Origin of the sequence: Zunongwangia atlantica 22II14-10F7, from assembly GCF_002094855.1 — a bacterium.
GTDB lineage: Bacteria > Bacteroidota > Bacteroidia > Flavobacteriales > Flavobacteriaceae > Zunongwangia > Zunongwangia atlantica.
The window spans coordinates 95418-118725 of sequence record NZ_ARYN01000016.1; the positions used below are offsets into that span (position 1 = coordinate 95418).

General features: G+C 34.5%; 20 protein-coding genes. 14 read left to right on the forward strand and 6 right to left on the reverse strand.

Features of this window, described 5'->3' with window-relative positions; all coding sequences use genetic code 11:
- Positions 1–134: 134 nt before the first annotated feature.
- The 5 genes from IIF7_RS16515 to IIF7_RS16535 all read left to right on the forward strand — a co-directional run bounded on the left by IIF7_RS16515 (position 135) and on the right by IIF7_RS16535 (position 6694).
- On the forward strand, positions 135–1169 hold the full coding sequence (locus IIF7_RS16515) for a leucine-rich repeat domain-containing protein (protein ID WP_084842806.1): 1035 nt from the start codon (positions 135–137) through the stop codon (positions 1167–1169).
- A gap of 487 nt (positions 1170–1656) precedes the next feature.
- Positions 1657–2409: an NUDIX hydrolase gene (locus IIF7_RS16520; RefSeq protein ID WP_084842807.1), complete on the forward strand. Its 753-nt coding sequence runs from the start codon at positions 1657–1659 to the stop codon at positions 2407–2409.
- 246 nt (positions 2410–2655) lie between these two features.
- Positions 2656–5778, forward strand: a complete 3123-nt coding sequence (locus tag IIF7_RS16525; protein ID WP_084842808.1) for a PAS domain-containing protein — start codon at positions 2656–2658, stop codon at positions 5776–5778.
- Positions 5765–6163, forward strand: a complete 399-nt coding sequence (locus IIF7_RS16530) for a response regulator (RefSeq protein ID WP_084842809.1) — start codon at positions 5765–5767, stop codon at positions 6161–6163. The genes IIF7_RS16525 and IIF7_RS16530 overlap by 14 nt, the downstream gene beginning before the upstream one ends.
- Before the next feature lie 90 nt (positions 6164–6253).
- Positions 6254–6694, forward strand: a complete 441-nt coding sequence (locus tag IIF7_RS16535) for a hypothetical protein (protein WP_084842810.1) — start codon at positions 6254–6256, stop codon at positions 6692–6694.
- A gap of 83 nt (positions 6695–6777) precedes the next feature.
- Here the strand turns inward: IIF7_RS16535 and rpsA are convergent, their stop codons facing one another.
- The 4 genes from rpsA to lon all read right to left on the reverse strand — a co-directional run bounded on the left by rpsA (position 6778) and on the right by lon (position 13211).
- On the reverse strand, positions 6778–8607 hold the full coding sequence (gene rpsA / locus IIF7_RS16540; RefSeq protein WP_084842811.1) for a 30S ribosomal protein S1: 1830 nt from the start codon (positions 8605–8607) through the stop codon (positions 6778–6780).
- A 172-nt stretch (positions 8608–8779) separates the two neighbouring features.
- Positions 8780–9973: an MFS transporter gene (locus IIF7_RS16545; protein WP_084842812.1), complete on the reverse strand. Its 1194-nt coding sequence runs from the start codon at positions 9971–9973 to the stop codon at positions 8780–8782.
- A 1-nt stretch (position 9974) separates the two neighbouring features.
- Entirely contained in the window at positions 9975–10667 is a 693-nt protein-coding gene (gene cmk / locus IIF7_RS16550; RefSeq protein WP_084842813.1) for a (d)CMP kinase, read from the reverse strand.
- Between the two features lie 93 nt (positions 10668–10760).
- Positions 10761–13211: an endopeptidase La gene (lon, locus tag IIF7_RS16555; protein WP_084842814.1), complete on the reverse strand. Its 2451-nt coding sequence runs from the start codon at positions 13209–13211 to the stop codon at positions 10761–10763.
- A gap of 214 nt (positions 13212–13425) precedes the next feature.
- Between lon and IIF7_RS16560 the strand changes: the two genes are divergently transcribed.
- From IIF7_RS16560 to IIF7_RS16575, 4 genes are read left to right on the forward strand one after another with little or no spacing between them, the layout of a single operon-like run.
- Entirely contained in the window at positions 13426–13983 is a 558-nt protein-coding gene (locus tag IIF7_RS16560; RefSeq protein ID WP_176218982.1) for an RNA polymerase sigma factor, read from the forward strand.
- Positions 13973–14533, forward strand: a complete 561-nt coding sequence (locus IIF7_RS16565; protein WP_084842815.1) for a coiled-coil domain-containing protein — start codon at positions 13973–13975, stop codon at positions 14531–14533. The genes IIF7_RS16560 and IIF7_RS16565 overlap by 11 nt, the downstream gene beginning before the upstream one ends.
- Positions 14517–15605 (forward strand): DUF4097 family beta strand repeat-containing protein, encoded by a 1089-nt coding sequence (locus IIF7_RS16570; RefSeq protein WP_245801665.1) that lies wholly within the window; start codon positions 14517–14519, stop codon positions 15603–15605. Before IIF7_RS16565 ends, IIF7_RS16570 begins: the two co-directional genes overlap by 17 nt.
- Before the next feature lie 60 nt (positions 15606–15665).
- Positions 15666–16400, forward strand: a complete 735-nt coding sequence (locus IIF7_RS16575) for a head GIN domain-containing protein (RefSeq protein WP_084842816.1) — start codon at positions 15666–15668, stop codon at positions 16398–16400.
- A 463-nt stretch (positions 16401–16863) separates the two neighbouring features.
- Here the strand turns inward: IIF7_RS16575 and IIF7_RS16580 are convergent, their stop codons facing one another.
- The gene (locus IIF7_RS16580; protein WP_084842817.1) at positions 16864–18183 is read right to left on the reverse strand and encodes an MFS transporter; all 1320 of its coding nucleotides are present in this window, start codon (positions 18181–18183) and stop codon (positions 16864–16866) included.
- 63 nt (positions 18184–18246) lie between these two features.
- Positions 18247–19071, reverse strand: coding sequence for a M48 family metallopeptidase (locus IIF7_RS16585; RefSeq protein ID WP_084842818.1), 825 nt, complete (start codon positions 19069–19071; stop codon positions 18247–18249).
- Positions 19072–19217: 146 nt separating this feature from the next.
- Between IIF7_RS16585 and IIF7_RS16590 the strand changes: the two genes are divergently transcribed.
- The 5 genes from IIF7_RS16590 to lpdA all read left to right on the forward strand — a co-directional run bounded on the left by IIF7_RS16590 (position 19218) and on the right by lpdA (position 23258).
- Positions 19218–20087: an alpha/beta hydrolase gene (locus tag IIF7_RS16590; protein WP_084842819.1), complete on the forward strand. Its 870-nt coding sequence runs from the start codon at positions 19218–19220 to the stop codon at positions 20085–20087.
- A gap of 27 nt (positions 20088–20114) precedes the next feature.
- Entirely contained in the window at positions 20115–20603 is a 489-nt protein-coding gene (msrB, locus tag IIF7_RS16595) for a peptide-methionine (R)-S-oxide reductase MsrB (protein ID WP_084842820.1), read from the forward strand.
- A 10-nt stretch (positions 20604–20613) separates the two neighbouring features.
- Positions 20614–21009 (forward strand): peptide-methionine (R)-S-oxide reductase MsrB, encoded by a 396-nt coding sequence (gene msrB, locus IIF7_RS16600; RefSeq protein WP_084842821.1) that lies wholly within the window; start codon positions 20614–20616, stop codon positions 21007–21009.
- A gap of 22 nt (positions 21010–21031) precedes the next feature.
- A complete protein-coding gene (locus IIF7_RS16605; RefSeq protein ID WP_084842822.1) occupies positions 21032–21583 on the forward strand; it encodes a hypothetical protein in 552 nt (183 codons plus the stop codon).
- Between the two features lie 283 nt (positions 21584–21866).
- Positions 21867–23258 (forward strand): dihydrolipoyl dehydrogenase, encoded by a 1392-nt coding sequence (gene lpdA / locus IIF7_RS16610; protein WP_084842823.1) that lies wholly within the window; start codon positions 21867–21869, stop codon positions 23256–23258.
- Positions 23259–23308: the final 50 nt, after the last annotated feature.

Genomic DNA, 23308 nt, shown 5'->3' on the forward strand with positions numbered 1-23308 from the left:
ACCACTTATTTACAGATGTTTAAATTATTTTGTTATCTTTAAGATAATTCAACTTATTATATTTTTTCAATCCAAACAATGACACCCAAATCTGCTTGAATTAATCCAATTTATTAATTTAAAAGATCGTCATTATGAAAAAATACTACTTTTTTGCGCTGCTTTGCGTGTGGAGTCTTTCAGCTACACTTGCTAAAGAAATCCCAACTTGTTCGGTAGATTTGATTTTAGATCATGCGAACGAAGTAAAAACGCTAGATCTATCTAATCGCCAATTATCTGAAGTTCCTGAGGAAATTAAGAATTTCAAAAATCTGAAAGAGCTTGATCTCTCTTTTAATAATATTAAAACTTTACCAGATTTTATTGCTGATTTTAAAAATCTGGAGAAGCTTAATCTTAGTGATAACCTTTTAGAAAGTTTACCAGAATCTATGGCTAAACTTCCTAAATTAAAGGAGCTTTCTATTAGTTTTAATCCTTTAAAATCACTTCCTAAAGAATTAAATGCACTGGAAGTTTTAAGAACCGATGCAGCTCTAAAACAAAGTACTGCCCAGTTATTGTTGCAAATTTCAAATTATAAAAATTTGCAAGTTGTTTCTCTAGAGAAAAACAACTTAGAAAATTTTCCTGTAGCTTTTGTAAAACTTGAAAGGCTTATACAGCTTAATCTAAAGCAAAACATTATTAGAGTTTTACCCTCGGAGATGTCAGGCTTTAAAAGTTTAAAAAAATTGAATCTGGAATTCAACAATATTAGCTTGCTGCCAGACGAATTTTATGAGTTGGGACATTTAGAATTACTGAATATTAGCAGAAATCATTTTGAAGAATTCCCGGTAGTGATCACTAAACTATTTAAATTGAAAACCTTAAATGTTAGCCAGAATCCTATTGCAAAGCTTCCCACTTCCATAGAAAAATTGCAGAACTTGGAAGATTTAAATCTTTTTGATCTTGAAATTGTTGCTTTACCTGCTGAATTTAAAAATTTAAAGAAGCTAAAAATTATTGAACTAGGTAGTAATCCCCTAGCGAACACAAAATTACTTTCTGAAATGAAGAATCTTAAGAAAATTGGTTTAGGTGGAATTTATGGTATTGAAAAAAAGAACCAAAAAAATCTATTTGCATCTTTACCTGATTGCCAGATTGTAATGAATTAAAGAAAACTACCTCGGGGCAAGCCCTTGAGGCATTTGTTGGAAACAAATTTTAAATTTCGAGGCAAGCCTCGGGGGGATTATAGCCTTTGGCGTTGCCACTAAAAAAGGGATGCAATGCATCCCTTTTCGCAACTAACCAGTTTTCTAATATCATACCAACCTAACCAAAAATGAATGATATTATAAGATAAATCATGTAATCAATGCTTCATCTCGAGACAATATTAAAATATAAGTTTCAATAAATAAAACTTTTCTTATAAAAAAAATCAAATTATCGACAAATAACACAAAAAAAAGGATAAAATGATTTTTTATGAACGTTTGAAAATGAATAATTTAGAATTATTTAATGTTTATTAAACACTTAAAAAATGAAATTTTATAGGTTTTGCAAACATTATTTTTACTAATTATCATATTTTATCAAAATTAAAGTTTGATTAATTAAAATCTAAATGTAATTTTGATAATCAAATCAGTTTCAATGAAATCGGAATTAGCTGCGATCTTAGACAAAGATTCAAAATCAAACAAAGAAAAAAGTTTACCAAGCATCTCTATCGATTGCGTAGTATTTGGTTTTGACACTTCTTCTTTAAAAGTCTTATTGGTAAAATTAAAAGATAAAGACGAATGGTCACTGCCCGGTGGCTATTTAGGAAAGAATGAAAGCCTGGATGAAAGTGCTAACCGAATTTTAAATGAAAGAACCGGGGCTAAAGAAATTTATTTAAATCAATTTAAGACTTTTGGTAAGCCAAACCGGAATGAAGATTTTTTTGCTGAATTCCCTGATGATCTTTGGCATAAACAACGATTTATTTCTGTTGGATATTATGCACTAATAAACTTTGCTAAGGTAGAGCCAAGGGTAGACGATTTATCTGATGGATGTGAATGGAAAAACGTACATGAGTTGCCTAGCCTAATGATGGATCACGAAGAGATTTTTAATACAGCCTTACTAGAGCTTAGAAAAGGACTTAACTATCGTCCTGTTGGTTTAAACCTATTACCAGAAAAGTTTACAATGCCAGAGTTACAAAGGCTTTATGAAATTATACTTGACAAACCTCTAAACCGTGGAAATTTTTATCGAAAAATGACCAAATACGGTATTCTTAATAAACTAAAAGAAACGCGAAAAGGCGGTGCTCATAAGGCGCCAAATCTTTATACTTTTAGTCTTGAAACGTATAAAGAAGCCTTGGAAAATGGCTTTAAAGAAGCATGGTAATCAACTTTACGGTAAATTCAATTGGTTTTTAAGTGACAGTTTTAAGGTAGAAATCTCGTTATACCTATATATATAAAAAGAGCTTATCAAATTTGATCTCTCATGATCTTATAATATTAAAGAATCCTAGAAGGAATTGAATTAAGTTTTTGAATTATTAAACCACAGGTTAATTGATTAAATTATTCTAAAAAAAAGCACCCCCTAATTATATTTTATGTATTTTTAAGCCCCTATTAATACGTAATGTGCCCTAAATACACAGAAAAATCCCCAAGGAAAGGTAATTCTAGTTACCTGAATGATGAATTATATGAAGCTATTGTTGAGGATAAAGCTTATTTTAAGTTTTTACAGGAATATGCGCTAGATGGATTCTTCATTTTAGATTGCCAAAGTGGTCAATCCTTTTATTGTTCAACTAAACTTCTTGAACTACTTGGCTATACTTCTAAAAATGACAGTGAGCTTCGTTTTGAAGATTGGACTGAATTGATCTTTACAGAAGATCTCTCTCAATTTAAAGAACTTATAATTTCAAAAGATATTTGTGAACAACAGCCTAAAAATTTCACTTTTAGGTTTGTTCACAGCCACAAATATGTTTTATGGCTAGAATGTGAGTTTATAAATTTCAGCACAAAAAATTCAAAACAAAGAATTCTTGCCGGTGTAAAAGATGTTACAAAATTCAAAAAACCAGATCTTAATTTACATGAACAGGTTAAGCGTTACGAACATGTTTTAGAAGGAACGGCGATAGGCGCATGGGAATGGAATGTACAAACCGGGGAAACTATTTTTAACGAGCAATGGGCTAAGATTTTAGGTTATGATCTGGAAGAGTTAAGACCTACTTCTGTTAGTACCTGGTATAAACTTGCAAATCCCGAAGATTCTGATAGATGCCAGCAAATACTTAACGAACATTTTGAAGGAAAGACCAAAGTATATAAAACCGAAGCCAGAATGCGCCACAAAAAAGGACATTGGGTTTGGGTTGCAGATCGTGGAAAAGTAGTTAGCTGGACAGAAGATGGTAAACCTGAATGGATGACGGGATATCATGAAGAAATTACTCAGCAAAAAAAAGAAACAGAACGAAGCCAAAAATTTATTGAGGAAGCACCAACTGCTATCGCCATGTTCGATACAAAGATGCGGTATATAGTAACTTCTAAAAAGTGGAAAGAAGACTATCAGGTTGAAGATTTAAATATTATCAACAAATATCATTACGATCTTTTTCCTGATGTTAAGGAAGAATGGAGAGCTATTCATGCTCGAGGATTGAAAGGAGAATCTGCGCAAAGAGAAGAAGAACAATTTGTAGATCGTTTTGGTAAAAATCGATATATAAAATGGTCTATGCGGCCTTGGTATACCAATGATCAAAAAATTGGTGGAATTATAATCCATACCACAGATATTACCCATATTAAAGAACTTGAAAAGATTAGCGAAAATCGCAAGCAATTTTTAGAAACGGTTTTAGAATCTTTAGAAGTAGGGATTGTTTCCTGTAATGCTGATGGAGAACTTACGCTTTTTAATAGAACAACTAGAGAATGGCATGGTTTACCTGTAACCAACATCGATCCTAATAAATTTCCAGATTATTATGGGCTTTACCACCTAGATGGTAAAACTCAACTTAATACAGATGAGATTCCTTTAATACAGGTACTTAAAACAGGTAAAATTACTAATCCAAATATAAAAATTAGGCCTAAAAATGCCGAAGATCGATTTGTATCGGTTAGCGGATCGCAAATTAAAGACAATAAAGGCGAAGTGATTGGTGCTGTTGTAGCTATGTATGATGTAACGCCTTTTAACCTGGCGCAGGAAAAACTGCAATTAAGCGAAGAAACTTTTAGAGGAAATTTTGAAAATGCAGCCATAGGAATGGCTATTTGTGATCTTAAAACAAAACCCTTAAAAGTTAATAAAAGTCTATGTTCAATTTTAGATTATACACAAGAAGATCTTTTAGATAAATCACTGTTCGATCTGGTAGATCAAAAAGATGAAAAGCGTTTAAAAAAGCTTATTAATGAACTTGTAGAGAAAAAAGAAGATCACTTTCATGTAGAACTTCAATTTAGATCTAAAAAGAATAAAAAGATCTATGTACTAATATTTGCGTCTTTAATTAAAGATTCTAATGGTGAACCATTGTTAATCACTACACAAATTAAAAATATTAGTATCCGGAAGTTAGCGCAGCAACAGCTAAATAAAACCCTGGCACACCAAAAAGCTTTATTGGCAGCCAGTACTAAGGTTAGTTTTATTGCTACAGACAAAAAAGGATATATAACAGATTTTAATCGTGGTGCACAAAATCTTTTAGGATACAGCCCAGAAAATGTAAAAAAGAAATCTGTTTTAATATTCCATGAGACTACCGAGCTAGAACAAAAAATTGTTAGTTTAAATAACGAATTTCAGGTAGAACTTAAAGAATATGATGCTTTAATTTTTGAAGCTAAGAACAGAAAAAGTACTACAAGGGAATGGAGTTATATAGATGCAAATGGAAATAAAATTCCTGTTTTACTAACCATAACTCCTATTATTGAAAACAACCAGTTAATAGGTTACTTACATGCTGCTTTAGAAATAACAGATCTAAAAGAAGCTAGAAATGAAATTATGAGTTTACTGGAAGTTACCAAAGATCAAAACCAGAGGTTAAGAAATTTTGCTCATATCGTTTCTCATAATTTAAGAAGCCATTCAAGTAATTTCTCATCTCTTCTGGATATATTTAATATGGAACATCCAGAATTAAATGAAAATCAAATTATACAACTCTTAGGAACAGCAAGCGAAAATCTTAGGGAAACTATAGAACATCTTAATGAGGTTGTGGTTATAAATACTTCAGTAAAAGAAAACTTAAATGAATGTAATTTAAGAGATTTTGTAGAAAATGCTGTAGAAAACACCAGTGCCCTAGCAATGGATGGTCAAGTTAATGTTGAATATAATATTGATAAAGACATTACTATACAGGGAATCCCAGCTTATTTGGATAGTATTTTACTCAATTTTATAACCAACGGAATTAAATACCGCTCTCTAGAAAGAAATAGTTTTATTAAATTGTATTCTGAAAATGACGATATTACCGGAGAAATTATCCTTAATATTGAAGATAACGGACTAGGAATCGATTTACAGCGACACGGCCATAAGCTTTTTGGAATGTACAATACCTTTCACAGGCATAAAGATTCCAGAGGGATTGGATTGTTTATCACCAAAAATCAAATTGAAGCTATTGGTGCCAGAATAGAGGTAGAAAGTGAGGTAAATCAGGGTACCCTATTTAAAATACTCTTTAAGAATGAAGAAAATTGATCTTGCCTGCATTATAGACGATGATCCTATATTCGTTTTTAGTGCAAAAAAAATAATGGAATTGGCCGATTTCTGTAATGGTTTTATGGTTTTTCATAACGGAAAAGAAGCCTTAAATCACCTAAATGCCATTATTTCTAATGAAGCCGAGCTTCCAGATGTCATTTTACTTGATCTTAATATGCCAGTGATGGATGGTTGGGAGTTTTTGGAAGAATTTATAAAAATTGAAAGTGATAAGCCAATTACCATTTACATTGTGAGCTCTTCTATAGATCCTGGCGACATTAATAAAGCAAAATCATACGACAACGTGAGTAATTATATTGTAAAACCAATTACCATTAAAGCTTTAAAAACTGTGCTTCAAAATCACCAAAATTAGCATTTCATCTAAATTTTTAGATTTATTTAACTTTTTACGCAACCATTTGGTGCTTTTGCTATCTATTATATAGACCGCAAATCATCAATCATGAAATACATCATAGGGCTTGTCTTATTTTTAAGCATATTTTCCTGCAATATCAATAATCCTTCGTATCCAGAGCTACACACACCTAACAATTTTCCGCAGAAATGGGAATTGGTGCAAATGAGTTTCCCTTCAGAAAACAAACAACAGAAAGGCCTAAAAATGGCCTGGCAGGAAAGTTATCTTCTTTTACCCGATAGTACATTTTTAAAAAAGAGAATGACAGCCACAGAAACGATTACTGCTGAAGGAAAATTTTATACTGAAAAACAAAACGATGATCTTTATATTCACTTTGAATTTAATGAGAAATCCAAAACTTTAGATTCGTCGTCTTTTACTGAAAAGGAAAGATTATTATTTTCTACTGAAGAAGACAAAATGACTTTGATTTCTATGCAAAATGGGAAAAAGCAAATTCTGGATTACCAGTTGAAGTAATTTTATAACAAAGAGCTACGAAAAATGACATTATAAAAAAACCTCCTTAAAAAGGAGGTTTTTAGCTTTATAAACTGAAAAGATTATTTCCCTTCCATTTTATCTTTAAGAGCCTGAAGATCTGCATTTACATCACCAATAGTGGTTTTCTCGCTGTTTTGTGCAGCAGCTTTTTTAGCAGCTTGCTTAACGATTTTTTGCTCTTCTTCTCTGTGGATAGCAGCATGAGATGCTACAACACGTTTAAACTCTTTATTGAATTCAATGATTTGGAATTCTGCAGTTTCACCTTTCTTAAGTTTACTTCCGTCTTCTTTTTCAAGGTGTCTTTGTGGTACAAATGCAGTAATATCTTCATTAAAATCGATAGTAGCTCCTTTGTCTACGATTTCAGAAATTGCAGCAGTATGAGTTGTACCTACAGCAAATTCAGTTTCGTATTTATCCCAAGGGTTATCTTCGATTTGTTTGTGACCTAAACTTAGTTTACGTCCTTCAACATCTAATTCTAATACAACTACTTCTAGTTTATCACCAACATTACAGAATTCTGATGGGTGTTTGATTTTCTTAGTCCAAGAAAGATCAGAGATATAGATAAGTCCGTCAATACCTTCTTCTAACTCTACGAATACACCAAAGTTAGTAAAGTTACGAACTACACCTGTATGCTTAGATCCAACAGGATATTTAGAAGTGATATCTGTCCATGGATCTGGAGTTAATTGCTTAATTCCAAGAGACATTTTACGATCGTCACGATCTAAAGTAAGGATTTGAGCTTCAACCTCGTCACCAACATTTACGAAATCCTGAGCAGATCTTAAGTGCGTACTCCAAGACATTTCAGAAACGTGGATTAATCCTTCTACACCTTCAGCAACTTCGATAAATGCACCGTAATCTGCGATTACAACTACTTTACCTTTTACTTTATCACCTACTTTTAACTCTTCATCTAGAGCTTCCCATGGGTGTTTATGTAATTGCTTAAGACCTAACTGGATTCTAGTCTTAGCCTCATCAAAGTCTAAGATTACAACGTTAAGTTTTTGATCTAGTTCTACAATCTCGTTTGGATGGTTGATTCTAGACCAAGAAAGATCAGTAATGTGGATAAGTCCGTCAACTCCTCCAAGATCAACGAATACACCGTAAGAAGTGATGTTCTTAACAGTACCTTCTAATACCTGACCTTTTTCTAACTGACCAATAATTTCTTTCTTCTGCTCTTCGATATCAGCTTCGATAAGTGCTTTATGAGATACAACAACGTTTTTGAATTCGTGGTTGATTTTCACAACTTTGAATTCCATTGTTTTACCTACATAAGCATCGTAATCTCTAATTGGCTTCACATCGATTTGAGAACCTGGTAAGAAAGCTTCAATACCAAATACATCTACGATCATACCACCTTTAGTACGACACTTAACAAAACCGTTAACGATAAGACCTTCATCATGTGCTTTGTTCACACGATCCCATGCCATGATAACACGAGCCTTACGGTGAGAAAGAACTAACTGACCTGTAGCATCTTCTCTAACGTCGATTAAAACTTCTACCTCATCACCAACTTTAAGATCTGGGTTGTAACGAAACTCGTTAAGAGAGATTACACCTTCACTTTTCGCGTTGATGTCGATAATTGCATCACGATCAGTAATATTAATTACTTTTCCTTTTACAACCTCATCATCTAGAGTGTCTACGAAATTTTCTTCTACTAATTTCTCGAATTCTTCTAGCTTATCATCTGCGATTGGGTCGATTCCTTCTTCGTAGTTGTGCCAGTTAAATTCTTTTAGGAATTTTTCAGGGTTAGCTTGTTGCTCAGTTACCTCTGGTTGAGATGCTGTAGCCATCCCAGCTACTTCCTGAACTTCCTGTTCTTTTTGTTCTTCAGCCATAATAATTGCTGATTAAAATTTGTATTCAAAGTTTATCGGAAACATTTAAGCAAAATAAAACTAAGAAGATGTTTTACGTTTTGATTTTCAAGCCCTTCTGCATTTCCGTTCTTTTGCCAAAAAGGAGTGCAAAAATACAACTAATTTTAATATTTTCAAACCTACTAAAAACTTAATTTTCTTCAGCTAAAGATTTCTTGAAAAGAAGGTGAAAAATTAAGATCAAAACGCTGTAAATTAAGCCTAAAGATGCTACTCCTTGCCACTGAAAAAACTCCCAGGCATACGCTCCGGTAGTTGTTCCCAATGCGCCACCAATAAAGTAACCTACCATATAAATGGTATTGATTCTGTTTCTTGCATCTGGATTTCTGGAAAAGATAATATTTTGGTTCGTAATATGTAAAGATTGTAAACCCATATCAACCAAAATCACTCCGATAACAAGTCCTATAATTGAGTAGCCGGAAAACTCAAAAACTACCCAGGCGACGATCATTAATATTGTTGAAATAATGATCAATCTATTTTTATTCATTTTATCGCTCAATTTCCCAATTAAGCTTGCCGCCAATGCACCTGCGATTCCTAAAACACCAAAAGTACCTGCTACCCCACTTCCGTAGTTAAAATTTTCTTCCATTAAAAAAACCAAAGTGGTCCAAAAAGCGCTAAACCCGGCAAATCCTAATGCTCCTCGAAGTGCGGCTAGTCTTACCGAAGATTCAGTTTTAAAGTATCCCCATAAAGATTGCATGAGTTCTTTATAAGTCCCAAAAAAATTAGGTTGTAATTCAGGTAATTTCAGCTTTAATAATCCCCAGAAAATAAGCATAATTCCGGCAGCGATAAAATACATCACCCGCCAACCAAAATATTCTCCCACAAAACCACTTATAAAACGGCTTCCCAATATTCCAATTAGCAAACCACTCATCACGATCCCTATTGCGCTTCCTCTCTTTTCCGGTTTTGCTAATTGCGCGGCCATGGGAACAAAAACCTGTGGTACTACGCAACTGAATCCCACAAAAAAACCCGAGATCACTAAAACTGGTAAGCTAGGCGCTAAAGCCATCACTAAAAGACTGGCGATAATGAAAATAAAATCGATCATTACCATTTTTTTCCGCGGAAATTTATCGCCTAACGGAATAATAAATAATAATCCAAAAGCATAGCCTAATTGGGTAAAAAGCGGAATATTACTTACGGCCGACTCTGATACTCCAAAATCTTTCGCCATTAAATTTAATAAAGGCTGATTGTAATAATTGTTGGCAACCACCAATCCTGCACCAGCCGACATTAAATAAAGTACCGATTTACTTATTCCCTCTTCAGAGGTTTTATCGATTTTGGCCATTCTAGGCGTCGGTTTTTTCTTTTACTAGAGAAAGAATCTTTTCGAATTGCTCTTCTTTACTCAAATCTGAATTATCGATCTCGATAGCATCATCAGCTTTTATTAAAGGAGAAGTTTCTCTGGTAGAATCTAAATGGTCACGCTCCTGTACATTTTTAAGGACTTCTTCGTAACTAACATTATTGCCTTTTTCTTTCAGCTCATTATAACGACGTTCTGCTCTTTTCTCAGCAGAAGCCGTCATGAATAATTTTAATTCGGCATCAGGAAATACCACTGTCCCAATATCTCGACCATCCATTACAACGCCACCTTCTTTACCAATTTCCTGCTGCTGGGCCACCAGCATTTCTCGAACTTCAGGAATTGCAGCAACCTTACTCACATTATTAGAAACTTCCATTAATCGAATTTCTTCTTCTACATTTTCTTTATTTAAATGAACAACTCCATAACCAAGATCTTCATTAAATTTGAACTTGATATTTATAAAAGCTAAATGTCTAAGTAGGGCTTCTATGTCTACTTTATCTTCAGTAACCATTACTTTTCGCATAGCATATAGCGTAACTGCACGATACATGGCACCAGTATCTACATAAATATAGCCTAACTTTTTAGCTAGCTGTTTGGCTACCGTACTTTTTCCTGTTGAAGAATGCCCATCGATGGCAATAGTAATTTTTTTGGTCATTTAGTTGAAGTTTCTACAAAAATAGAGATTTGAAAATGCTTAAAACAAAAAAGCCCCGAATTTCTTCAGGGCTTTTCTGGTATAATTTTGCAATTATAATTCTTTCGCATTTTTCACCTTTTCATCAGTAATTGCGATATCAATTACTTCGCTCATATCATTTACGTAATGAAAAGTAAGACCTTTTAAATATTCTTCTTTGATCTCATTTATATCACGTTCGTTCTCTTTACAAAGAATAAGTTCTTTAATTCTGGCTCTTTTAGCGGCAAGAATTTTTTCTTTGATTCCACCTACCGGAAGCACTTTCCCTCTTAAGGTGATCTCTCCCGTCATGGCTATACTTTTCTTCACTTTCTTCTGAGTAAATAAAGAAACTAAAGAAGTAAGCATTGTTATACCCGCACTTGGACCATCTTTTGGCGTAGCACCTTCTGGCACGTGAATATGTACATTATGTTTTTCGAAAATACCTGAATCAATACCTAAAGTATCAGCGTTGGCTTTAATATATTCCATCGCGATGGTAGCCGATTCTTTCATCACTTTACCAAGGTTTCCGGTAATATTTAAATTTCCTTTTCCTTTCGATAAAATTGATTCAATAAAAAGAATATCACCTCCAACCTGCGTCCAGGCTAATCCGGTAACTACTCCGGCAACTTCATTATTCTCATATTTATCACGCTCTAAACGAGGACTACCTAAAATTTCGATAATATCTTCGTTAGTCACTTTTACATTATACTCCTCTTCCATTGCGATACTTTTCGCACCGTATCGAACTACTTTTGCAATTTGCTTTTCTAGCGCTCTAACACCAGATTCACGTGTATAACCTTCAACGATCTTTTCTAGCTGGGCTTTACCAATTTTAAGATCATCTTTTGTTAATCCGTGTTCTTTTAATTGCTTCGGAAGTAAATGTCTTTTAGCGATTTCGATCTTCTCTTCGATCGTATAACCAGTAACATTAATTATTTCCATACGATCACGTAATGCCGGCTGAATCGTATTTAAACTATTACAAGTTGCAATGAACATCACTTTAGATAGATCGAAACCTAATTCTAAAAAGTTATCATGAAACTCACTATTCTGTTCCGGATCTAAAACTTCTAATAATGCAGAAGAAGGATCCCCGGCATTACCAATACTTAGCTTATCGATTTCATCTAAAACAAAAACAGGATTACTGGTTCCTGCCTTTTTAAGACTTTGGATAATTCTACCCGGCATCGCACCTATATAGGTTTTACGATGTCCTCTAATTTCAGCTTCGTCTCTTAAACCACCTAAAGAAATTCGAACGTATTCTCTTCCTAAAGCTTCGGCTACAGACTTTCCTAAACTGGTTTTACCAACTCCTGGAGGTCCGTAAAGACAAAGAATAGGAGACTTCATATCATTACGCAGTTTTAAAACTGCCAGATATTCTATAATTCTACGTTTTACATCATCTAAACCGTAATGGTCACGATCTAAAATTTTCTTCGCTCGCTTAAGATCAAATTTATCTTTACTGAATTCATCCCAAGGAAGATCTAGAAATAAGTCCAGGTAATTACGCTGAATAGAATATTCGGCTACCTGAGGATTCATTCTTTGCATTTTTGAAAGCTCTTTTTCAAAATGCTTTTGTACATCTTCACTCCAATGCTTGTCTTTAGCTCGTACGCGCATTTCTTCGATCTCATCTTCATGAGAAACACCACCCAATTCTTCTTGAATGGTTTTCATTTGCTGGTGCAAAAAGTATTCGCGTTGCTGCTGACTCATATCACTCTGCACTTTAGACTGAATATCATTTTTAAGTGCCAGTTTCTGATTTTCAACATTCATAAACTTCAAGGTCGCTAAAGCACGTTCCTTAAGGTCGTTAGTCGCTAGTAAGTTTTGTTTCTCTTCTACTGAAAGATTCATGTTAGAAGACACAAAATTGATTAAGAAAGAATTACTTTCTATATTCTTAATGGCGAAAGAAGCTTCAGAAGGTATATTAGGACTGCTTTTAATAATCTGCAGCGCTAAATCTTTAATCGCATCGATTATTGCCCCAAACTCTTCATTTTCAGCATCTGGTTTTGTTTCAGGAATTTCTTCAACATTCGCCCTCATAAAAGGCTCTTCCTGGGTAACTTCAGTAATATTAAAACGCTTTTTACCCTGTATAATCACTGTTGTATTTCCATCGGGCATTTTTAAAACCCTAAGAATTCTAGCTACAACACCTATATTATTAATGTCTTTGATTCCCGGATTTTCTACCTCTTCATCTTTCTGAGAAACAACACCAATGATCTTTTCATTATTATTTGCTTCGTTAATTAACTTGATCGAAGCATCTCTTCCAGCAGTAATAGGAATCACTACTCCCGGGAAAAGAACCGTATTTCTTAAAGGTAATATTGGTAAATTTTCAGGTAATTTTTCTTTATTTATTTCCTCTTCATCTTCAGGCGTCATTAACGGTATCAACTCTGCATCTTCATTTATACCTTGTAATGACAAACTGTCAATATCCGTGAATTTTGTTTTAGCCATAAGTTATCTTTAAAAGTCAAACTGTCATTTCAGTTTGTTTATTTCAATATGTTTTGAGACCTCTATACCTGCAAATACTAGATTACAGGTAGTTAAAATTGTTGCTTATTAGATGTTTCAATTCCTATGCCAGCATATTTTTTCTGAAATAATTTTAAAAAACTGTAACAAACAGAAACTCCCCCTATCTTTATACTAGAAACAAGATATTTTTTTGCAATCAACCATCACACATATTAACGATCTTGTAAATGACTGCCGGCAGGGAAACCAGCGTGCGCAAATGGAGATTTACAACAGGTATTACAAAGCTATGTACAATACTGCTTTGCGAATCGTACACCATAGTGCCGAGGCCGAAGACATTATGCAAGAGTCTTTTTTAAGTGCTTTCGAAAAGATCGATCAATTTAAAGCTGAAGCTTCTTTTGGCGCCTGGCTAAAGCGAATTGTGGTAAACAACAGTATTAATGCCCACAATAAAAAATCGAAATACGAAGAAGTAAGCTATAAGGATTATCTAAAAAACGAAACAGACGAGAATGAGGGAATAACTACTACCGATACTCAAAATAAAAAAGTGAAAATGGTTTTAAAAGCCATGCAGGAGCTTAAAGAAAATTACAGGATCTGCCTAACACTTCACTTAATCGAAGGTTATGATTATGAAGAAATAGGCGATATTTTAAATATTTCTTATGCCAATTGCAGGACAACCATTTCCCGAGCTAAAGAAAGTTTAAGAAAAAAAATGTTGAAAGATGAAAAATGACGAATTCTTTGAGGATCTAAAGGGATTGAACTTTGATATTTCTGAACCAGATTCTGGACATAAAGATCGATTTCTTGAAAAACTTAACCGGCAACAAAAAGATAAGCTTCCAAAAAAAGGAAAACTAAGAAAACTTTGGATTCCTTTAAGCAGTATAGCAGCCGCACTTATCATTGCATTTATTGCTTTTGGTAATGTTTTTAATACGCCTGCATTTGCAAAAGAAGCAGATCTTGCTGCAGTTTCTCCACAAATGAAAGAAACTCAGGATTTCTATAGCACACTTATAGAAAGAGAGCTTAAATCTATAGAAGGAGAGCGCAGCCCAAAAACCAATAAGATCATTAATGATGCATTGGTACAATTAGAAACTTTAGAAAAAGAATACAACAAACTAAAAAAAGATCTTTTAGAAAGTGGCCAGGATAAACGCGTAATCTATGCCATGATTAACAACTTTCAAAAAAGGATTGACCTGCTAAACCAGGTACTAGACCAAATTGAGACTATTAAACAACTAAACACACAAGAAAATGAAACTATTATATAAATTATTATTCCTTGCGCTTTTGGTGCCGGCAATAAGCTTTGCCAATGGGGATGCTGAAGGTAGACATACCAAAGAGAAAACATTAAAAAGAGAATTTAAAGTATCGCAAAAAGGGATTCTGGATATTAATAATAACTACGGAAATGTAGATATTTCTACCTGGGATGAAAACCGAATTGTAATTCAGGTATTTATTAAAACTAGTGGCGACGACCTGGAAAGGGTTCAGAAAAAATTAGATGACATTTCTGTAGATTTTCAGCAAAATGGAAACCGCGTAAGTGCAAAAACCAGATATCAAAAAGAAGAAAGATCCTGGTGGAGCAGTTTATTTAGTAGCGGCAATGGCATTAATATGGAAATTAACTATGTAATTAAAGCACCGGTAAACCACGATATGGTGATCGATAATGATTACGGCGCAATCTATATTGATAAAGTGAACGGAAATACAGATATCTCCTGTGACTACGGAAAAGTTGATATTGGCGAGTTAAGAGGATCACGTAATATGCTGAATTTTGATTACACCCGTAATTCTCACTTCGGATTTATTTCTACTGCGGAAATTGATGCCGATTATTCTGAATTTACCATCGAAGAAGCTGAAAACTTAGTTATAAGTGCAGATTATACCGACTCTAAAGTTGAAAAAGTAGAACGCCTAAAATACAATTGTGACTACGGAAGTTTTAGAGTAGATAAAGTAAAAGTTCTGGAAGCTGATGGAGATTATCTGAGCACCAAAATTGGTCGAGTTTTCACCTCGCTGAGCCTAAACCAGGATTATGGTTCGATTTCTATCGAAAAATTAATCGACGGTGTAAAAAGAGTAAATATCGATACAGATTATGCCGGAATTAAACTGGGATTTGATGCCGAGATGGATTTCACCTTTAATGTACAAACCTCTTACGGAAGTGTAAAAGGCACCGACGATCTTGAAATTCAAAAAAGCCATGATCGCAATACCAGCAAAGAAATTTCAGGATATTACGGCAAACAAAACAGTCAAAATTCAATAAATATTACCACAAGCTATGGTAGTGTTAGCTTTAGAAAAGAATATTAAAATTATACAATTTCAAAAATAAAAAAGCCAAACGGCATATAACCATTAATCAATCAAATCATGAAAAAGTCAATTTTAGCAGCAGTCATTTTATGCATCAGCATCACCTCAGCAAACGCCCAATGGTGGAGCAGCGATAAAAGTATTAAAGGGAACGGCAATGTAGTTACCGAAAATCGAAAAACATCAGATTACGATGTGGTAAGCCTTGTAGGTTTTATGGATGTTGCACTAGTAAAAGGAAGCGAAGGAAATTTAACTATCGAAGCCGAAAGCAATTTACAGGAATACATCACTACAGAAGTTAAAAACGGTACCTTAAAAATTTCAGTAGAGAAAGGCGTGAATATAAGTCCGTCACGAAACAAAACCATTAAAGTAACGGTTCCTTTTGAAGATTTAGAAGGCGCCTATTTAACCGGAAGCGGTGATATCTGGACAGAAGATAAAATTACGGCGAGAGATTTTTCACTATCGGTTACCGGAAGCGGTGATATGAATATTGAAATTGAAGCTGATGAAATTGACGGAAAAGTTACGGGAAGTGGCGATATTCAATTAATAGGAACTGCAAGTGAATTAGAGTGTAACGTCACAGGATCTGGAGATTTTGACGCTTATAAATTAAAAGCAAACATCGTAAGCGCTCAGGTATCTGGCTCTGGAGACATTATGGTTTATGCCGAAAAAGAATTGAATGCAAGAATCGCAGGATCTGGAGATATTTCTTACAAGGGTAATCCTAGTAAAGAAAATTTTAAAACTTCAGGATCTGGAGATATTTCAAAGTACTAATTCCAAATACTGGTAATTATTGTTTAATTTTTGAATAAAAATCCCTTCTACCCTACAGGAGGGATTTTTTTTAGATTTAGTTTATGGTAAAGAGTTGACAGCATTCAGCAATTAGCAATTAGCAATTAGCAATTAGCAATTAGCAATTAGCAATTAGCAATTAGCAATTAATGTAATTCCAGATAGTGCTGAAAAGAAAAATAAATCGATCATTTAACATTCAAGCTAACTAAATCTTGTTCTTCGATACACCGTCTAAAATCGACAATCTAACAGTCAAGTGATCTAAATTCTACTTCAAATTCAAAAAAGATCTCTCCATTTCGCCTGCCGGCGAGGCAAGGTCGAGATGACATCTTGATTCATCCGAATATTCAGTATACAAAATTGAGCATTTTAAACCTTGATTCTTATTCTTTCCTTATTTGATCTACACTCTATTTTCTATATTCTAGAAGCGAATCTAACTTCTAATCTTCGGTACTCTAATCAGTAAAATAATTCCACCGATAAAAAAAATGATCAGGAATAATATCGAATTTCGGCTACTTCCGGTATAGTTAGCAACTGCACCATGTATCATCATTCCAATTACGATCCCAATTTTCTCTGAAACATCATAAAAACTGAAATAACTGGCGGTATCGATAGCATTTTCAGGAAGCATTTTGGAGTAAGTAGACCTAGAAAGTGACTGAATCCCTCCCATTACCAATCCAACACTGGCGGCGGCTACGTAAAATTGATTTGGCGTAGTAATAAAATAGGCGTAAACGCAAATAAGCGCCCAAATGATATTTATAAAAATTAAGGTCTTAATATTACCAATCTTAGCTGCAATTCTAGAGGTTAGCGTTGCACCCAAAACAGCCACCAACTGAATCAATAAAATACTTACGATTAACCCGGTAGTTGAGTCCTGTTCTCCCCAATCCAATTCTTTAATTCCAAAATAGGTTGCAATAAGCATAATGGTTTGCACCGCCATACTGTACACGAAGAAAGCCCCTAAATATCTTTTAAGCTGAAGATTATGATTTAAAGAATTCCAAATCTTCCGAAGTTCTTTAAATCCATTGAACATCACATTTTTAGTCAGTTTTGCTTTTTTAGTCCCTTTTGGTAAATAGTAATAGGTGTACTGACTAAAACCAATCCACCATACTCCGGTTAGCACAAAAGAAAGTCGGGTTGGTAATCCTTCATCTTCAAAACCAAATAGTTCATATTTAAGGATCATTAATAAACAAAGAACCAATAAAATAACACTACCAATATAACCTAGCGAAAAACCCTTTGCGCTTATTTTATCCTGTTGCTCTGGGAAAGCGATATCTGGTAAATAACTATTGTAAAATACCAAACTCGACCAAAAACCAATTAAAGCCAGAAAATAACAAAGTAAGCCAAACCACAAAAATTCAAGGTTAAACCAAAAAAGACCGATACAGGATAAAGCACCTAGATAACAGAAAAACTTAAGGAAATTCTTTTTGTTCCCTACATAATCGGCAATCCCGGATAAAAACGGACTAAGTATAGAGACTACCAGAAAAGCTGCCGCGGTTACATAAGAAATTACAGTATCATTATTCAAATCGAATCCTAAAAATGGGACTTTATCATTAATAATATTTCCTTCAGAATCTTTTATAATTGTAAGTGCCCCATAAAAAATAGGAAATATTGCTGAAGATATCACCAGGCTATAAACCGAGTTCGCCCAGTCGTAAAATGCCCATGCGTTAAGTAGTTTTTTACTACCCTTTGGAAGATTTTTCATGGACTAAAAATAAAAAAGCTACACTAATAGTGCAGCTTTTTCAATTTATTTATTTGTAAAATCTTATTGGAAGCTAGTTACTCCGTATTTTCTGGCCTCAGCTTCTGCTTCAGGAGCCCAGGCTTCAAGATTATTTATTCTCGTTTGATTTGAAGGGTGTGTACTTAAAAATTCTGGAGTAGAAGCTCCTCCACTATTTTGTTGCATCCTTCTCCAAAGGTCTGCGGCTTCATCTGGATTATAACCAGCAATGGCCATTAAGGTTAGGCCAATTCTATCTGCTTCAGACTCATGCCCTCTACTAAAAGGTAACATCACTCCTACCTGAGATCCAATACCATAGGCCTGAGCAAAGATTTGTTGTGTTTGCTGGCTTTTACCGCTAAGTGCAACAGTTCCGGCGACTGCTCCCAATTGTTGTACCTGTGCAGCACTCATTCGTTGTGCTCCATGATCTGCCAATGCGTGAGCTACCTCGTGCCCCATTACTACAGCCAAACCGGTTTCGTCCTGAGTGATTGGTAAAATACCAGTATAAACCACGGTTTTTCCACCTGGCATTGCAAATGCGTTTACCTGATTATCCTGAACAAGATTATATTCAAATCTAAAATCATCCAAAAATCCCTGGTATCCATTTGCATTTAAATATCGCTCTGCCGCTGTTTTAATTTTTTCACCAACTCTTTGTACCATTCTGGATTCGGCAGTACCGTTAACCACATTGCTACTATCCAAAAATGCTTCATATTGCTGAAATGATGCCGGAAATAATTGATCGTTACTTACAAAATTTAAATTCTTTTGTCCTGTGAAAGGATTTACTTTACAGGCGACTACTGTTAAAGCAGCAACAAAAAGAACTATTATCCACTTCTTTACTTTCATAGTTAATTAGATTAGTTTTGTTAAAATTACAAAAGCCAAGTCGCTTAAAAGTTTTGTTTAAGTAGGATTTAACAAATTATGGCTTTCAAAAAAGCTTCTAAATTTATAGAATCTTAAGATCTATATTGCAAGTATTTATAAATAGAATGGCAAAAAAACACAAAGATAAAACCCCGATTCAGCAATTATTATTACCCTGGTACATCTTGTATACTGGTAAAATCTTAAACTGGCTATCACCTTACCTGGCAAGTAAATTTGCCGGAAAATTATTTCTTACTCCTTTAAAATACAAGTTGCCAAAGCGTGAGAAAGACATGGATCAAAATACGAAGCAATCCAAGCTAATATTAACTAAAAGCGGGAAAGAAATCGTGGTTTACGAATATGGCGAAAGTGATAAAAAAATTTTGTTGGTACACGGCTGGAGCGGTCGTGGCACACAACTTTCTAAAATTGCCGATGCTCTACTTAAGGAAGGTTTTAGTACCATTAGTTTTGATGCTCCTGCCCACGGGAAAGCTTCAGGTAAAATGAGTATGATGCCTTACTTTATCGAAGCGATCCATTTTCTTAGTAAAAAACATGGTCCATTTTATACAATTATAGGTCATTCTTTAGGCGGAATGTCTACTTTAAAAGCGCTAAAGGAAGGAGTCTCTTCAGAAAAAGCAGTAATTATTGGAACAGCTAATAGCGTTACCGCAATTACACAGGAATTTGTACAAAACCTTCATATGGACAAAGAGGTTGCGTATCTTATGAAAGCACACTTTGATGAGAAATTCGGGCAAAATATGGATAATTATTCCGGAGCGATTTCAGCACAAAGTGTACATATTCCTACTTTGGTAATTCATGATAAAAATGATGTTGATGTACATTATAAATGTGCCGAGGAAATTAATAAACAATTAAAAAACAGTGAACTCTATTTAACCGAAGGCCTTGGACATCGACGAATCCTGGGAGACCAAAAGGTTATTAACAAAATCACAACGTTCATCACGGCATAATCTTTGTAACTTTCAAAATAAAAAAGAATGAGAAAGTTACTATTTATACTAATTGCGGCCTTTACACTGGTAAGCTGCAAAGGAAATGCCCAGGAAGAAAAACCTAAATCCAAACAAAAATTTGAGGTTTCTAAATCTGAAAGTGAATGGAAAAAAGAACTTACCGATGCGCAATTTAAAGTACTTCGAAAAGCTGCTACAGAGACTCCGTTTTCTAGCAAGTTATTAACCGTAAAAGGGAACGGAACATTTGTTTGCGCTGCCTGCGGAAACGAACTTTATGAAAATAAATACAAATTTGAAAGCGGTACCGGCTGGCCAAGCTTTGATCGTGCAATCGAAGGTGGTGTTGCTTTTGGATCTGACTCTAAATTAGGATACCAACGCGACGAAGTTCACTGCGCCAGATGCGGCGGACATTTAGGTCATGTTTTTGATGATGGCCCTAGAGAAACTACCGGAAAAAGACATTGCATAAACGGTGTCGCTATGGATTTTATCCCAACCGAAAAATAATTAAACCCGAATGAAAAAATACAATATTGAAAAATCGGAAGCTGAATGGAAAGAGCAGCTTTCTGATGAGCAGTACCGCATTTTGAGAAAAAAAGGAACCGAAGCCCCACATACTGGAAAATATAATCTTCATTTCGAAGATGGCGAATATAGATGCGCCGCCTGTAATGAACAATTATTCGAAAGCGATAGTAAGTTTGAAAGTGGTTGTGGATGGCCAAGTTTCGATGAAGCTATAGAAGGTAAGATCGAATATGTACAGGATCGCACTTTTGGAATGATAAGAACCGAAATCTTATGTGCCAACTGCGGAAGCCATTTAGGTCACGTTTTTGATGATGGCCCTACAGAAACTGGCCAGCGTTATTGCGTAAACTCGGCTAGCATAGATTTTAAAAATAATTAAAAACCCTTAAATATTAACCACTATGAAAAAGATATTCACTTTACTATTTGCAAGCACATTTTTATTTGCCTCCTGCTCAGATGACGGAGAAGTAGGACCACAAGGACCTCCGGGTGAAGATGGTCTTGGCGCTATCCCTGCTATTTTTGAAGTTGAAAGCGATTTTGTTTACGATTCTGGTGCAGACTATTGGACTACAGATCTAATTACTTTCGAAAATTTCACAAATTTTGAGACATATGAAACAGATGTTGTCTTAGTATATCGCTTAGATGCAGTAGGAGAATATAATGATGGCCCCGTAGACGAATGGAGTTTACTTCCTCAAAACTTCTTTACTACAGAAGGTACAATTCAGTACGTATTTAACCATACTTTTGTTGATGCAGAGATCTTTATCGATGGTAATTATACTCTAAATAATCTTGACCCTGGGTTTACTGACGGTCAAATTTTTAGAATTGTAATTATTCCTGGAGACGTATATTCTTCTTCAAACTTTGATGAAAACAATTTAGGTTCAGTTATGAAAGAATTTAATTTGAATGTTTCAGATATCAAAATGGCTAATTAAGCTTCAGAATATTTAAAATTATAAAGGCTTTATCTTTTTGGGTAAAGCCTTTTTTTATTCCGTAGAATTACTTCAAGAGAAAGTATTTTCAATCTAAAAATTTCAGCATAAAAAATAAGCTTCAAAATTCACATTTTCGAACTTTAAGTAAATGATCTTAAATTAAATTTCAGCATAAAGATAAAGGCGATTTTAAGGCAATCCTGTAAGTGCAAAACTTTTCGGTTAAGCTAATATTCCTTAAATTCGCAGGAACTATTTTTTGTTTAAAAAAAATCTAAATATGAGTAAATACGATATCATTGTTTTAGGTAGTGGCCCGGGTGGTTATGTAACTGCGATCCGTGCTTCACAATTGGGCTTTAAAACAGCTATTGTGGAAAAAGAAAACCTTGGTGGTGTTTGTCTAAACTGGGGATGTATTCCTACAAAAGCGCTGCTTAAAAGTGCAGAGGTTTTTGACTATCTTAAACATGCTGAAGACTACGGCTTAAAATTAGAAAATCCAGATAAGGATTTTGGTGCTGTAATTAAAAGAAGTCGTGACGTTGCCAATGGTATGAGTAAGGGTGTACAATTCCTTATGAAAAAGAACAAGATCGATGTTATCGAAGGATACGGTAAACTAAAATCTGGTAAAAAGGTTGAAGTTACCGATGCTAAAGATAAAAAGACAGAATACTCTGCAGATAATATTATCGTTGCAACTGGTGCTCGTTCTCGTGAATTGCCAAACCTAAAACAAGACGGTAAAAAAGTTATTGGATATCGTGAAGCAATGTCTTTGGAAAAACAACCAAAGAAAATGATCGTTGTTGGTAGTGGTGCGATTGGCGTTGAGTTTGCTCATTTTTATAACTCCATGGGAACCGAGGTAACTATCGTAGAGTTCTTACCTAATCTTGTGCCTTTAGAGGACGAAGATATTTCTAAACAATTTGAGCGTAGCGTTAAAAAAGCTGGTATTAAAGTAATGACAAACTCTTCTGTAGAGAGCGTTGATACTTCTGGCGATGGCGTTAAAGCTAAAGTAAAAACCAAAAAAGGGGAAGAAACTTTAGAAGCTGACATTGTACTTTCTGCAGTTGGAATTAAAACGAATATCGAAAATATTGGTCTTGAAGATTTAGGTATCAAAACCGATAAAGATAAGATCGTAGTAGATGATTTCTATAAAACAAATAAAGACGGAATTTACGCTATTGGTGATGTGGTACATGGCCCAGCGCTTGCTCACGTTGCTTCTGCGGAAGGAATTATTTGTGTTGAAAAAATTAAAGGAATGCATGTAGAGCCTTTAGACTATGGAAATATTCCTGGTTGTACTTATGCTACTCCTGAAATTGCTTCAGTTGGTTTCACTGAAAAGCAAGCTAAAGAAGCTGGTTACGAATTAAAAGTGGGTAAATTCCCATTCTCTGCTTCTGGTAAAGCAAAAGCTGCCGGAAAATCTGATGGTTTCGTAAAAGTGATCTTTGATGCTAAATACGGTGAATGGTTAGGTTGCCATATGATTGGTGCCGGCGTCACCGATATGATTGCTGAAGCGGTTCTTGGTAGAAAACTAGAAACTACAGGACACGAAGTATTAAAAGCAGTTCACCCTCACCCAACAATGAGTGAAGCGGTTATGGAAGCTGTAGCTGATGCTTACGATGAAGTAATTCACTTATAATATTTTAATTAATAAGCCAATTTAATCTCTATAAAAAAGCCCTGAAAATA